The organism is uncultured Campylobacter sp. (assembly GCF_938045625.1).
Lineage (GTDB): Bacteria > Campylobacterota > Campylobacteria > Campylobacterales > Campylobacteraceae > Campylobacter_A.
In genome coordinates this window covers 1-13,383 of the sequence record NZ_CALIAV010000071.1, presented here as the reverse complement: position 1 = coordinate 13,383, position 13,383 = coordinate 1, and the positions used below count along the sequence as shown (strand labels likewise).

Annotated in this window: 12 protein-coding genes; 11 read left to right on the top strand and 1 reads right to left on the bottom strand. The window is 46.0% G+C overall.

The window, feature by feature from the left end; genetic code table 11:
• The 6 genes from Q0386_RS07370 to Q0386_RS07345 all read left to right on the top strand — a co-directional run.
• Window positions 1-1,397, top strand: a 1,397-nt coding sequence (locus tag Q0386_RS07370; RefSeq protein ID WP_299029215.1) for a 30S ribosomal protein S1, incomplete at its 5' end; no start/stop codon positions are given.
• Between the two features lie 4 nt (window positions 1,398-1,401).
• Window positions 1,402-1,887, top strand: coding sequence for a hypothetical protein (locus Q0386_RS07365; RefSeq protein ID WP_298791179.1), 486 nt, complete (start codon window positions 1,402-1,404; stop codon window positions 1,885-1,887).
• Window positions 1,884-3,461, top strand: a complete 1,578-nt coding sequence (gene serA / locus Q0386_RS07360) for a phosphoglycerate dehydrogenase (protein ID WP_298792041.1) — start codon at window positions 1,884-1,886, stop codon at window positions 3,459-3,461. The genes Q0386_RS07365 and serA overlap by 4 nt, the downstream gene beginning before the upstream one ends.
• Before the next feature lie 43 nt (window positions 3,462-3,504).
• Window positions 3,505-3,726 carry a hypothetical protein gene (locus Q0386_RS07355; RefSeq protein ID WP_299029212.1) on the top strand — a complete coding sequence of 74 codons (222 nt, stop codon included), beginning with the start codon at window positions 3,505-3,507 and terminating at the stop codon, window positions 3,724-3,726.
• Window positions 3,727-3,836: 110 nt separating this feature from the next.
• Window positions 3,837-4,403, top strand: a complete 567-nt coding sequence (gene efp / locus Q0386_RS07350; RefSeq protein WP_002948377.1) for an elongation factor P — start codon at window positions 3,837-3,839, stop codon at window positions 4,401-4,403.
• A gap of 18 nt (window positions 4,404-4,421) precedes the next feature.
• Window positions 4,422-5,048, top strand: coding sequence for a DUF4304 domain-containing protein (locus Q0386_RS07345; protein ID WP_002948379.1), 627 nt, complete (start codon window positions 4,422-4,424; stop codon window positions 5,046-5,048).
• A gap of 15 nt (window positions 5,049-5,063) precedes the next feature.
• On the opposite strand, the gene Q0386_RS07340 is transcribed toward Q0386_RS07345, so the two are convergent.
• A complete protein-coding gene (locus Q0386_RS07340; protein ID WP_299029204.1) occupies window positions 5,064-5,315 on the bottom strand; it encodes a SelT/SelW/SelH family (seleno)protein in 252 nt (83 codons plus the stop codon).
• An 89-nt stretch (window positions 5,316-5,404) separates the two neighbouring features.
• Here Q0386_RS07340 and Q0386_RS07335 point away from each other — a divergent pair, with 89 nt between their 5' ends.
• The 5 genes from Q0386_RS07335 (at window position 5,405) to Q0386_RS07315 (ending at window position 13,094) form a co-directional block, all read left to right on the top strand.
• Window positions 5,405-5,953 carry a DJ-1 family glyoxalase III gene (locus tag Q0386_RS07335; protein WP_299029201.1) on the top strand — a complete coding sequence of 183 codons (549 nt, stop codon included), beginning with the start codon at window positions 5,405-5,407 and terminating at the stop codon, window positions 5,951-5,953.
• 325 nt (window positions 5,954-6,278) lie between these two features.
• Window positions 6,279-6,524 carry an RNA-binding protein gene (locus Q0386_RS07330; protein WP_002948394.1) on the top strand — a complete coding sequence of 82 codons (246 nt, stop codon included), beginning with the start codon at window positions 6,279-6,281 and terminating at the stop codon, window positions 6,522-6,524.
• A 71-nt stretch (window positions 6,525-6,595) separates the two neighbouring features.
• A complete protein-coding gene (locus tag Q0386_RS07325; protein ID WP_299029198.1) occupies window positions 6,596-7,720 on the top strand; it encodes a glutamate--tRNA ligase family protein in 1,125 nt (374 codons plus the stop codon).
• 342 nt (window positions 7,721-8,062) lie between these two features.
• Complete coding sequence (gene dnaE / locus Q0386_RS07320; protein ID WP_299029195.1) at window positions 8,063-12,043, top strand: DNA polymerase III subunit alpha; 3,981 nt, start codon at window positions 8,063-8,065, stop codon at window positions 12,041-12,043.
• A 262-nt stretch (window positions 12,044-12,305) separates the two neighbouring features.
• Window positions 12,306-13,094: a tetratricopeptide repeat protein gene (locus tag Q0386_RS07315; protein ID WP_299029193.1), complete on the top strand. Its 789-nt coding sequence runs from the start codon at window positions 12,306-12,308 to the stop codon at window positions 13,092-13,094.
• The last annotated feature ends 289 nt before the right edge of the window (window positions 13,095-13,383 follow it).

The window sequence follows — 13,383 nt, the reverse complement described above, 5'->3', positions numbered from 1 at the left end:
AACCTATCGTTTCTCACAAAAAAGCGCTTAGAAAAGAAAAAGTAAAAGCCTATATAGACTCATATAATGAAGAAAATCAAGACATATTCGACGTAAAAATAATCGGTAAAAATAAAGGCGGTTTTGTTGCTCAAAACAGCGACGGTATCGAGTTTTTCTTGCCTCGCTCGCAAGGCGGCTTTAAAGACGCAAACGCGGTAGTGGGAAAGTCGTTTAAAGTAAAAGTCATAAAAATAGACAAAGACGAGCAAAGCATTATCGTGTCAAGAAAAAAACTGCTTGACGAAGATAGAAAGAAAAAAAGAGAAGCGATATCTGCAGTCGCTGAAAATACGGACGTGATAGAGGGCGTAGTTAAGAAAATCACTACATATGGTATGTTTGTAGACGTAGGTGGAGTGGATGGACTCGTGCACTACAGCGAGATAAGCTATAAAGGACCGGTAAATCCGGGCTCTATCTACAAAGAAGGTGATAAAGTTTTAGTAAAAGTTATCAAATACGACAACGAGAAAAAACACCTCTCTCTATCTATCAAGGCTGCGATGCCTGATCCTTGGGACGAGATAAAAGACGGTTTAGAGGTTGGCGATACTATAAAAGTAACAGTCAGCAACATTGAGCCTTACGGCGCATTTGTCGATCTTGGCAACGATATAGAGGGCTTTTTGCATATCTCTGAAATTTCGTGGGATAAAAATATCAAAAATCCAAAAGATCACATTAGCGAAGGCGAGGAGCTTGACGTCGAGGTTATCGAGATAGACGCGAAAGATCGCCGCTTAAGAGTGAGTCTAAAAAATCTACTCAAAAAGCCGTTTGACGAATTTAAAGCTCAATTTAAAGAAGGGGACGTCACTAAAGGCGTAGTTACTAGCGTGACGAATTTTGGAGCATTTGTTAGGATTGGCGCAGTTGAGGGCTTGCTCCATAATGAGGACGCTTCATGGGATAGAAACGATAAGTGCAAAGATTTGTTTAAAGTGGGCGACGAGGTTGAGGTAAAAATCATCAAAATCGACTCTAACGAGCAAAAAATTTCTCTTAGTCAAAAGGATCTAAAACAAAGCCCTGTACAAGCTTATGCAAAGAAATTTAACGTAGGCGACATCGTGACTGGTAAAATTCGCGATATTAAAGATTTCGGCGTATTTGTAGAGCTCGGCGATAATGTCGATGCGCTCATCCGCAAAGAAGACCTAGGTAGCGTAAGCGCTGAAAGCTTAAACATAAACGATAATATCGAAGCTGCGATAGCCTTTATCGATGAGAAGAAAAATAGAATCCGCCTAAGCGTAAGGCGCCTTGCAAGACAAAAAGAGCGCGAGGTGCTAAACGAGATAAATAGCGACGATAAGGTTACTTTGGGCGATATTATTAAAGAACAGCTATCATAAGTAGATGAAGCGATATTTGTTCTGGGGCGCGATTGCTTTTTTGCTGATTTTCGTCTGCGTATGTGGCGCTTTGCTGTATAAGTACGCGGACGTAAATTTAAAAGAGCCTGCGCCTGCGGGGCTAAAAGTATCACAAAGTAACGAGGAGTCAAATTTGACTGCCAGTCCTGCATCCTGGGTTGGCGAAATGGCAAATTTGACTCCAAAAAAATATGCGCTGGCAAGCAACGAGATATTTATAGAATTTAAAGACGAGTCAAAAACCGTCACAAAAACGGCCTATCAGTTAGTGATTGATAAAAACGATATCTATTCGATGTTTTGCCTTACTCAAACATTAAAAAACATACCCGTAGATTTTAGCGTAGTAAAAGAAAATTCACAAAATTTAATTTACATAAACACGCAAGATAACGGCGTTTTAGACCGCGTTATAAACGAACTTAAGGCGTACGATATACGCTCAACTTTCAAGGAGATCAAGCTGTGAAAACGATAATAGTGTGCGACGCAATACATAAAGTCGGCTTTGAAATTTTAAATCGCGAAGAGGATATAAAAGTAATCGACGCAGTAAACGTGCCTAAAGATAAGCTTTTGGATATCTTAGGCGAGGCTGACGTGGCCATCACTCGAAGCTCGACCGAGGTCGGCGAAGCGTTTTTAAATGCGGCTAAAAATCTAAAAGCTCTCGTGCGCGCGGGCGTCGGCGTCGATAACGTAGATATAGATGGCTGCTCAAAACGCGGCATAATCGCGATGAACGTCCCTACGGCAAACACGATCGCCGCGGTAGAGCTAACGATGGCTCATATGTTAGCGGCAGCTCGCTCGTTTCCGTACGCTCACAACGATCTAAAAATCGACCGAATTTGGAAACGCGAGAAATGGTACGGTGTCGAGCTTTTTAATAAGACTCTAGGCGTCATCGGCTTTGGCAACATCGGCTCTCGCGTAGCGGTTAGGGCTGCGGCTTTCGGTATGCAAATCGTTGCTTATGATCCATATATCGATCCGTCGAAAGTAACCGATATGGGCGGCGTTTATACGCGAAATTTCGACGATATCCTTGCGTGTGATTTCGTCACCATACACACTCCTAAAAATAAAGAAACCGTAAACATGATCGGCGAAGCGGAGATCGCAAAGATGAAGGACGGCGTGCGCCTCATAAACTGCGCTCGCGGCGGTCTTTACAACGAAGAGGCGCTGTATAATGGCCTAAAAAACGGCAAGATAGCGTTTGCGGGTATCGACGTATTTGAGAAGGAACCGGCGACGGATCATCCGCTACTTGAGTTAAATAACGTCAGCGTCACACCGCACCTTGGCGCAAATACGCTAGAGTCTCAAGCCAACATCGCTATCGCAGCAGCCGAACAGGCTATCTCTGCGGCTCGCGGCATCAGCTATCCTAGCGCGCTAAATTTGCCGATAAAAACGGAAGATCTACCGCCTTTTGTGGAGCCTTATATCGAGCTTACGAGCAAGATGGCCTTCCTCGCCGCTCAGATCAACAAAAAAGCGATCAAAGCTATCCGCATCGAGACGCACGGTCCTATCAGCGAATACGCGAACTCCATGCTTACATTTGCGATCGTGGGTGCTTTAAAAGAGAGCTTGGGCGATACGATAAACTACGTAAACGCTAAATTTTTGTGCGATGAAAAAGGTATAACGACAGAAAGCACCGTCGGCGGCAATAGTATTTTCAAAAATAAAATCACTGTTCGCATCACGACCGAAAATGATGTCGTAACGATCGGCGGAACGGTGTTTGGCGAAAATCAGCAACGCATCGTGACGATAAACGGCTTTAAAACAGACTTTAAGCCTAAAGGCAAGATGATTATCTTTAAAAACAACGACGTTCCGGGCGTTATCGCTAAAATTTCATCTATCCTCGCCGAAGAGAAGATCAATATCGCCGACTTCCGCCTAGGACGCGACGATCACGGTATGGCGCTTGCGGTCGTGCTTGTGGATGAAAAAATAACCAAAGAGACGCTGGCTAAGCTAAACGATCTAGACGTTTGCGTATGGGCAAAGTACGCAGTTGTCTAAATTTAAGCCCGAATTGGGGCTTAAATTTAAGGAGGGTTTGAGTATGAAATTTTTACTTTTGATTCCGATTTTGTTTTTGCTGATGGGCTGCGAGAGCGAGGCGCAAAAGCAAAGTACTAAAAATTTTGAGAAAATTTTGACCGAAAAAAAGAAATTTCAAAAGATACAAAAAGACGAACCAAGCGTAAGCGAACAGATGAAAAGGGAAATCCACTCGCAGTCTGAACAAAGCAAGGAAAAAGGCGAGTTCAAATTTAAGCCTTAAATTTGAGTTTTGCTTCGGCGTGAGCGGTAAAATTCGCCGCCTCGCCGCTTCTTAAACTAAACTAAAAACTTTTTTGATATAATCAGGCTTTAAAACTACAAGGAGAGAAAATGGCAACCTATTCTATGGGCGACCTAAAAAAAGGATTAAAGATCGAGCTAGACGGCGTTCCGTATAAAGTCGTCGAGTATCAGCACGTAAAACCGGGTAAGGGCGCAGCTTTCGTTCGCGCGAAAATCAAATCTTTCATCGACGGCAAAGTACTTGAAAAGACGTTCCATGCGGGCGACAAATGCGACCAGCCGAATCTGGAAGAAAAAGAGATGCAGTATCTTTACGACGACGGCGAGTTCTGCCAGTTTATGGACACTGCGACCTACGAGCAAGTGGCGATCAGCGACGAGGACGTGGGCGATGTTAAAAAATGGATGATCGACGGTATGATGGTTGAGATTTTGTTTCACAACGGCAAGGCTATCGGTGTAGAAGTACCGCAAGTCGTCGAGCTAAAGATCGTCGAAACTCCGCCGAATTTTAAAGGCGACACCCAGGGCGGCAAAAAGCCCGCTACGCTAGAAAGCGGTGCAGTCGTGCAGATACCTTTCCACGTGCTTGAGGGCGAGGTTATCCGCGTGGATACCGTCCGCGGCGAGTACATCGAACGCGCAAACAAATAATCGCAGCCGTCAAATTTGATGAAAGCAAAATTTGACGAGCTCATAGCCCAAGTAAAGCCGCTGTTTAAAGATAACGGCTTTACCAAAAACGGGCTAAATTTCTACAAAAATACTCCCGAATTTATATACGTCGTAAATTTTCAAAAAAGTAGCGGCAATACCGCATTTGAAACCAGATTTTACGTAAACTGCGGCATTTACGGCGCATTTATCGACGCTGCGACCGGCAAAGAAACCATCTCAAAACCCAAAGAATACGAATGTCATTTTAGGGATAGAATCTCATCTATCATAGACTCTAAAGCAGCTTACTATGAAATTAATGAAAACACCGACACGATAGCGCTGTGCGAAAATTTAGCAAGTGACCTAACGGCGGTGTTTAGATTTTTCGACGAGATAAAAAGCGAACGCAATTTGATTGATCTGATGTTAGATCGAAACGGTCTAGCGGTGATTGATCAGCTTTTTGAATATTTACTCATAAAGAATGAACAAGAAATTTTGACCAGCCAAGCGTTAAATTTGTTTGAAAAATATGGAAACAAAGTTAGATGGAAAATTTTTGAGCGACGCATAAATGGTTTGCTTAAAAAATACGGAAAAGACGAGATAAAATTTGAAAAAATAAAAGCCAAAGCCTAAGCCTCGGCTTAGACTTTAGGCTGATTTTTTAACGCTATCGACCAAAGCAACGATCTCTTCGTGATTTGGCAGGGCATTTACTTCCGTGCCGATGAGATCTTTTTTGGAAAATACTATCTTTCCATCTACTTCAACTATGAAGTTTCCGCCGCTACCGACGATTTTGCTAACTTTAGCACCTGGGATTTGACTTAAAAATTCATCTTCTACACGAGAAGCTACCGGTCTATAGTTTCAAGAATTGCAATATGTAATCTTTACTTCCATTTTCCTTCCTTTCGAATATAAAGTGCCGCGATTATAGCGCAAATTTAGCAAACGAGAGTATAATAATCCCAAAATTTAAGGAGAAAATTATGAAAAAAGTTGCCGTGATTTTTGCCGACGGGTTTGAGGAGATAGAGGGCGTTAGCATCGTAGACGTGCTTAGACGAGGCGGCGTGGAAGTCGATATCGTCGGGCTTGATAAACTGCCTATAGCGGGCGCACATGGAGTGAAATTCGTCTGCGATATGACGCTTTACGATCTTGAGGAGGGTGACTACGATATGCTGGTTTTGCCGGGCGGATATACGGGCGTCACGAATATCTCCGGTAACCTAAAAATGAGAGAGACGATCAAAAAGTTTGCTAAAAAAGGCAAATTCGTCGCCGCCATTTGCGCTGCGCCGATAGCTCTTGGGGTGGCCGAGGTGATGAGCGGCGAGTACACATGCTACCCTAGCTGCGAGGCTAGCGTCGAGGGCGGAACGTACGTGAGCGATAAAAACGTCGTGCAAAGCGGAAATATCATCACCTCAAAAGGCCCCGCCACCGCGATGGAGTTTGCTTTGGAGCTGGTTAAAATTTTAAACGGCGAGCAAGTTTATAACGAAGTAAAAAACGGGCTTTTATTTGTCAAATAACGATTTGCGGGTTTAAATTTTGATAAATGCCGCACGTTTTGCCAGTTTTTGGCGAAGGTGCGGCTACTTCAATTTTAAATAAAGCGCGCAAGCGTCAAATTTGCGCCGATTGGCTGGTGTTCCGTGCCAAACCTGCCTTAAATTTACTTCAAATTTTACGCAACCCCAAACCTTCGAATAAAAAATAAATTTCCAAAAACGCCAGCCGAAATTTAAATTTACAAAAAATTATAAAAATATCAATTTTTATCTAGCTTTTTTATTTAAATTCAGGTATCATCTATTAACCGATTTTATCGGGAATTTGATTTAAGGAAACGTTACTGTGAATATTTACGTCGGTAACTTGTCATATCGCATGACTGAGGCAGAGCTTAAGGATACATTTGCGCCGTTTGGCGAAGTAAAACGCGCGAAAATCGTCAAAGATCGCGACACGAATCGCTCAAAAGGATTCGGATTTGTCGAGATAGAAAACGACGCAGACGCGCTAAAAGCGATCGAAGCGCTAAACAACAAGGAAGTAGGCGGCAGAGCTCTAAGAGTAAACGAATCTAAACCTAAAGAATAATCCTAGCCGTCAAATCTGACGGCTTTAATCTAATTTTTAAATTTAAGCTTTTTAAGCAATTTTCGCTCCAAATGAACCAAAAAATCACCTCTCGTATCGCTCCGACGCCAAGCGGCTTTTTGCACGCGGGCAATGTTTACAACTTCTTGCTGACATATCTTTTTACTCGCGCTTTTGACGGGAAATTGTACTTAAGGATCGACGACTACGACTTGCCGCGCTACCGCAGGCAATACGTGGAAAATATCTTTCGCGTGCTTGATATGCTGGGCATTGGTTTTGACAGCGGACCTGGTGGGGTGGGGGAATTTGAAACCAAATTTAGCTCCAAATTTCGCCTCGGCACCTATACAAACGCGCTAGAAAAGCTTGAGCAAAAAGGCGTTTGCTACGCTTGCGAGTGCTCGCACTCGATGAAAAACTCGTTTAAAAACGGCATTTACACGCGGGTTTGCGCGGAGAAAAATCTTAAATTTAAAAAAGACAAAACGGCCATGCGGCTACGCGTCCTTAACGGGGCGGAAATTTTAGTCGGGCAAATTTTGATAAATTTTGACGCTTTGGGGTGCGGCTCCGGAGGAGAGGCGAGCCTGGTGGGCGGCCTTTGGGGTAGTGAGCAAAAAGCGCAAGACGGCACAGCAAACGGTTTAAAAAATTCGGCAAACTTGTGCGGCTCAGACGGAGAGAAGCCCGGCGGTGAAAAATTTAGCCCTAACGCCACGGAAAATTTAAATTCGGCAAATTTAGGCTTCTTAAATTTGACGGACGAAGCGACATTTGAAACGGAAAAATTCTCGCAAGCTCAAAGCGTAAATTTGGCGCAAATTTTGGGCGATTTCGTCGTTTGGAAAAAAGACGACACGCCCGCTTATAATCTCGCTAGCCTCGTGGATGACGAGATTTTGGGCGTAAATTTGCTCGTGCGAGGCGAGGATCTGCTCGCGTGCTCGGCGGCGCAAAAGTACATGGCGCAGATGTTAGGATACGGTTTTGAAAATGCAAATTTCATCCATCACGGCCTGCTAGCGCATGGCGGCAAAAAGCTATCCAAAAGCTCGAGCGCACCGGCGGTGAGCGTAGCGGACGGCGCTAAAATCCACTATAAATTTGCCGCCCTTAAGCTTGGTCTTGACGCGTCAAAATGCGACACTTTGTCAAATTTGCTTGAGATGTTTAAAGAGAAATTTAGCCGATAAATTTAGGCGCTTTGCACTCTTGTTTGGATTATTTTTAAAATTTAAAGAGCGCGGTAAATTTTATCCGCCCTATCTAAAATTTTCTTAATCTCCTCGTAATCGCGCTTCAAATTTTTATTTATACGAGGTTGCGTCAAATTTACCGCTCAAATTTGGGCTAAATTTGGAGCCGTAAATTTAAATCAAGCTGCCCGCACCGCAGTCGTCAAATTTAAGCTCAAATTTGACGAAAAATCCACACCAGCAGCCTATTTGCCGAGCCTAGCTAAATTTAAACGAAGCCGATTTATCCGCCTAAAAGCAAAGTTTTTGTAAAATCAAAAGCATTAAAAAGGACGAAAAATGAGCGATTTTACAGATTTTACGCACCTGCACCTGCACACGGAGTATTCGCTGCTAGACGGAGCCAACCGTATCAAAGAGCTAGCAAAAACGCTAAAAAGCCAAGGCGTCAAAGCCGCAGCCATCACCGATCACGGCAATATGTTTGGCGCGATAGACTTTTATAAAACGATGAAAAATGAAGGCATAAAGCCGCTAATCGGCATCGAAGCCTACATCCACAACGGCGAGGAGCTGGGAGATAAAAGCACCAAGCAGCGCTTTCACCTTTGCCTCATCGCCAAAAACGAAATCGGCTACAAAAACCTGATGTATCTTAGCTCCATGAGCTATATCGAGGGATTTTATTATTATCCGCGTATCAACAAAAAGATACTAAAAGAGCACAGCGAGGGCATCATCTGCTCCTCGGCGTGCCTGCAAGGCGAGGTGAACTGGAACCTCAACCAAAGCGAGCGAAATTTACGCTACGGCGCGGGCGGATACGAGGCAGCAAAGGAAGCCGCGCTGTGGTACAAAGAAGTCTTTGGCGATGATTTTTACCTCGAGATAATGCGCCACGGTATCGGCGATCAGCGCAGGATCGACGATGAAATTTTGCGCTTAGCAAAAGAGCTAAACATCAAAGTAGTCGCAACCAACGATACGCACTACACGTTTAAGCAAAGAGCCGACGCGCACGAGGTTTTCATGTGTATCGCGATGAACAAACTGCTCGACGATCCAAACCGCCTGCGCCACAGCGTGCATGAGTTTTACGTAAAGACGCCTGCGCAGATGAGCGAGCTTTTCGCCGATATCCCTGAAGCCGTCGCAAACACGCAAGAAATCGTAGATAAATGCGACCTCACGATCAAACTAGGTGACGCTACGCCGCCAAATTTTAAATTTACGCTCGAGTACGCGGCCGAGCGAAATTTGAGCTTGCCAGAGCCTGATAAACGCTACAGCATACCAAACGACAGCGTGCTGTTTGAGCACGAGTGTAGGCAGGGGCTGGAGGAGAGATTGAAATTTATCCCAGCTGAGCGCCACGAGGAGTATCGCACGCGTCTGCAGCGCGAGATAGATATCATAAATAAAATGAACTTCCCAGGCTACATGATGATCGTTTGGGACTTTATCAACGAAGCTAAAAAGCGCGGCGTGCCGGTAGGCCCGGGACGCGGCTCGGCGGCGGGAAGCCTGGTCGCATATAGTCTAAAGATCACCGACCTTGATCCGCTGCCCTATAACCTGCTTTTCGAGCGTTTTTTAAACCCCGAGCGCGTGAGCATGCCCGATATCGACGTGGACTTTTGTCAAAACCGCCGCGGCGAGATCATCGACTACGTCATCGAAAAGTACGGCAAATTTAACGTCGCGCAGGTTATTACATTTGGTAAGCTACTGGCGAAAGGCGTCATCCGCGACGTCGCGCGCGTATGCGATATGCCCTACGCCGAGGCCGACGCGATGGCAAAGCTCATCCCAGACGAGCTAGGCATCACGCTAGAACAAGCCTTTGAAAAAGAGCCAAAGATCGGCGAGCTGATAGCAAGCAACTCAAATGCAAACAGAATCTGGAAATTTGCCCTTGATCTGGAAGGCTTAAACAGGAACGCCGGCATGCACGCGGCGGGCGTGGTCATCTCAAACGAGGAGCTGTGGAACAAGACCCCGCTTTTCCGCCAGCCAAACGCCGAGGAGGATCACTTCGTCACGCAGTATAGCCTAAAGTACCTAGAGGACGTCGACCTCATCAAATTTGACTTCCTGGGGCTAAAGACTCTAACCGTGATAGATAATGCCGTCAAGCTCGTAAAAAAGAGATTTGGCAAAGAGATAATCTGGGAGCAGGTCAATAAAAACGATCCAAAAACCTACGAAACGATCAGTAGCGGTCAGACGTTGGGACTATTTCAGATAGAGAGCGAAGGCATGCAAAAAGTCGGAGCCGATATGCGCCCCGACTGCTTCGAGGATATCATCGCGATGATCTCGCTTTACCGCCCGGGTCCGATGGATCTAATACCTGATTTCATCAAGCGCAAGCACGGCCTGGAGCCTATCACGTACATTTTCCCAGAGCTTCAGCCGATCCTGGAGCCCACCTACGGCGTCATCGTCTATCAAGAGCAAGTTATGCAGATCGTGCAGACTATCGGCGGCTTTTCGCTAGGAGGAGCCGATCTCGTGCGCCGAGCGATGGGTAAAAAGATAAAAGAGGAGATGGATAGGCTAAAGGGTAAATTTATCGAAGGAGCGCAGGCGCAGGGGCTAGACGGCAAAAAGGCCGACGAGCTGTTTGAGCTCATTTTGCACTTTGCTTCGTACGGATTTAACAAATCCCACGCCGCGGCCTACACCTACGTGACATTTCAAACGGCCTATATGAAGACGTACTATCCGGCCGAATTTATGGCGGCATTAATCACTAGCGAGGAGACTAACGCAGATAAGATTTCGCGCTACATCGACGAGTGTAAGCGCCTAGATATCGCTATCCTGCCGCCGTCGGTCAATAAATCTGCCAAAGAATTCTCAGTCGTTAGCGAAGGCGGCAAGGACGCCATTATCTACGGCCTAGGCGCGATAAAGGGCGTCGGAGGCGCGGCGATAGAAAATATCCTAGAAGAGCAGGCTAAGGGCGAATTTAAGGACATCGATGATTTCGTCTCGCGCGTGGATAACTTTAAGGTAAATAAAAAAGTCTTTGAAAGCCTGATAAAATCGGGCTCGTTTGATAGCTTCGGCCTAACGCGCAAGATGATGCTAAACAACCTAGATAACATCGTAGAGGCGTGCAAAAACGCCGCTACTATCAAGAAAAACGCGGCCGAGAGCCTCTTTGGCGACGACGAGAGTATGGGTACGGTAAAAACTAGTCTCGTGCGCGACGACTCCGAGCTAGAGCTAAAAACTAAGCTCAAATTTGAGCTAGAAAGCGTGGGTATCTACCTCTCGGGCCACCCGCTAGACGAGTACCGCGAGCAAATCTCAAAGATAAAATACACGCTAAGCGATAAATTTGACGAGCTACCGGAAAACGGCGAGATGCTGTTAGTCGGCAAGATCGAGGATCTAACGACCAGGATCAGCAAGAAAAACGGCAAAAAAATGGGTACGATCGAGATGCTCGATTTTCACGGTACGGTCGAGATCGCGGTCTTTGACAGAAGCCTTGGCGCGGTCGAGTCGATGAGTGCGGATGAGCGCGATCTACCGCATGCGTTTAAGGTTCGCTACTCCAAAGACGGGCAGTTTATGCGCATAAATTTGGATAAAATTTTGACGCTAGACGAGGCTGCGAGTATGGATTTTTCGCATCCGCTCGAAAAATACAAAGAGCAAATCGAACAGATCAAGCACACTCCTAGCAAGGACTTTGGCAAGATAGATAAAACCAGCGAGATCCTAGTCGTCGGCAAGATCAGGGAGGTCGCCAGCATCACGAGCAAAAAGAGTGGCAAAGAGTTTATGATGCTAAGCATCATGGACCTTTTTGGTACATTTAAGGTCGCGGCGTTTGACTCTGAAAAGGGGCTCATCGAGAGCCTAAGCGACGAGCAAAAGGACGCCCCGCTAGCCTTTAAGGTGCGCTACTCTCGCGACGATCAAGGCGCTCGCATAAATCTAATCGACGTCGTAAGCCTCGAGGACGCGCGCGATATGAATTTCCAAAGCAGAAGCTTTAGGCAGCGTAAGGAAAGTAGCGGCGCAAGCTACCAAAACGGCTCGGCCGCTAGCGAAAGCAGGGGCAAAAGAGAGCTCGAGGATCTCGTGTTAGAGCTAAATTTGGATGAAACGGGCAAGGATCTCATCACACAAATTTACCGTGCCGCCATCGGCGAACACCGCGCCGCAGCAGATAAAAACAACAAGCGACTGATCATCCGCATCAAAGACGCGCAGGAAGGCCGCGCGCTGGTTTATACGACGGAGTTTATCGTGGGAGAGGGGTTTAGCGAGAGGGCGTTGGGGCTAAAACAAGCCGTTTAAATTTGACGGCTTGTCTCGCGAGCGCTTTTTGCGGAGTTTGTAAAATTTTGACTCGATGAACTATATGTTCTATCTTCGCCTAAATTTTACCGCACAACCCCCAAAATCATCTCACGATACTTCGCCTTGGGTTTCTGTGTTTAAATTTGGAGTCAAATTTTTAAATTTTAGTTGCCAAAACCCGCATCTTGAAAATGTTAAATTTGACCGTAAAAAGCAAAAGTATGAAATATAAATGCAATCCACTTGAGAAAGGGTATAAATGAAAAAATTATTTCTAATCGGCGTTGTGTTTTTAGCCATTGTCGTATCGGCCAGCGAGCCTAAAAAAGGCGAACTAAGCCCAGAAAAAGAGGCGTTTTTAAGTGCGAGATACGAGGAGCTCAAAAAATCCTGCGCCCAAAAGGATGCGAGAGCTTGCAAGCGCGTGATATTGTTTTACCAAAAACAGCCCAAAAAGCAAAACGAAAAAGACATTCGCGAGGCGATGCAAATTTTGCTCGGCGCGTGCAAGGATGGCAAATTTGACGCGTGCGCGGCGGCGGGCGAAATGCATATAAATAATAAAGATTTCATCGCCGCAAGGGAGATTTTGAGCCCGGCTTGCGATAACGGCTATCAGGACGCTTGCGTGATTTACGGCAGGAGTTTTAAGGAGCAGGGCGCGCCAGGCAAGGACGAAAAACGCGCGAAAAAACTATACGAAACCGCATGCGAAAAGGGCTCGGCGCTAGGGTGCGAGCATCTGGGACTAGCGATCGGTAGCAGCGCGCCGGAGCAGGCGGTCGGCTATATGCGTAAGGCGTGCGAGATGGATGCTTGGCGATGTTTTAGATTCGGCACGATGGCGATGCCTTACGGGGCGGAGGAGGCGATAAAGGCGCTTGTTAGAAGCTGCCACGAAACGGATATGCTCGCAGGTTGCATCATGCTAGCTAAATACCACGAAAAAGAGCTACGCGAGATCTACGGCGAGGATGAGGTAAAACGGCTGCATGCGCGCCTTTGCGAGCTGGTGCCGTACGGGGAGCACTGCGAAAAGGCGCGGTAAATTTAGCTAAATTTGCGGTTTTTGGGCTTGATATGGCGGCCTGGCGAGTTAAAGTCAAATTTGAAAAGCTCGCCAAGGCGGCTCAAAAAAGCGGGCAAATTTAACAAAAACCAGGTCAAAGGAGTAAAAATGGCGATCATAAAAGTCGATCTACAAAAATCATATCGTATCTTAAACCCGGGCGCGACCACGCTCGTATCGGCCAAATACGATGGCGACGTCAATGCGATGGCAATAACGTGGGCGCAGGCGCTTGACTACGACAAGGTTACCATCGTGCCGCACAACG

What these genes read in the sequence shown, in the direction of transcription:
- Q0386_RS07355 (WP_299029212.1), top strand. Translation starts at nt 3,505, where the DNA reads ATGAAATTTTTACTTTTGATTCCGATTTTGTTTTTGCTGATGGGCTGC.
- efp (WP_002948377.1), top strand. Translation starts at nt 3,837, where the DNA reads ATGGCAACCTATTCTATGGGCGACCTAAAAAAAGGATTAAAGATCGAG.
- Q0386_RS07315 (WP_299029193.1), top strand. Translation starts at nt 12,306, where the DNA reads ATGAAAAAATTATTTCTAATCGGCGTTGTGTTTTTAGCCATTGTCGTA.
- Q0386_RS07335 (WP_299029201.1), top strand. Translation starts at nt 5,405, where the DNA reads ATGAAAAAAGTTGCCGTGATTTTTGCCGACGGGTTTGAGGAGATAGAG.
- Q0386_RS07325 (WP_299029198.1), top strand. Translation starts at nt 6,596, where the DNA reads ATGAACCAAAAAATCACCTCTCGTATCGCTCCGACGCCAAGCGGCTTT.
- dnaE (WP_299029195.1), top strand. Translation starts at nt 8,063, where the DNA reads ATGAGCGATTTTACAGATTTTACGCACCTGCACCTGCACACGGAGTAT.
- Q0386_RS07365 (WP_298791179.1), top strand. Translation starts at nt 1,402, where the DNA reads ATGAAGCGATATTTGTTCTGGGGCGCGATTGCTTTTTTGCTGATTTTC.
- Q0386_RS07345 (WP_002948379.1), top strand. Translation starts at nt 4,422, where the DNA reads ATGAAAGCAAAATTTGACGAGCTCATAGCCCAAGTAAAGCCGCTGTTT.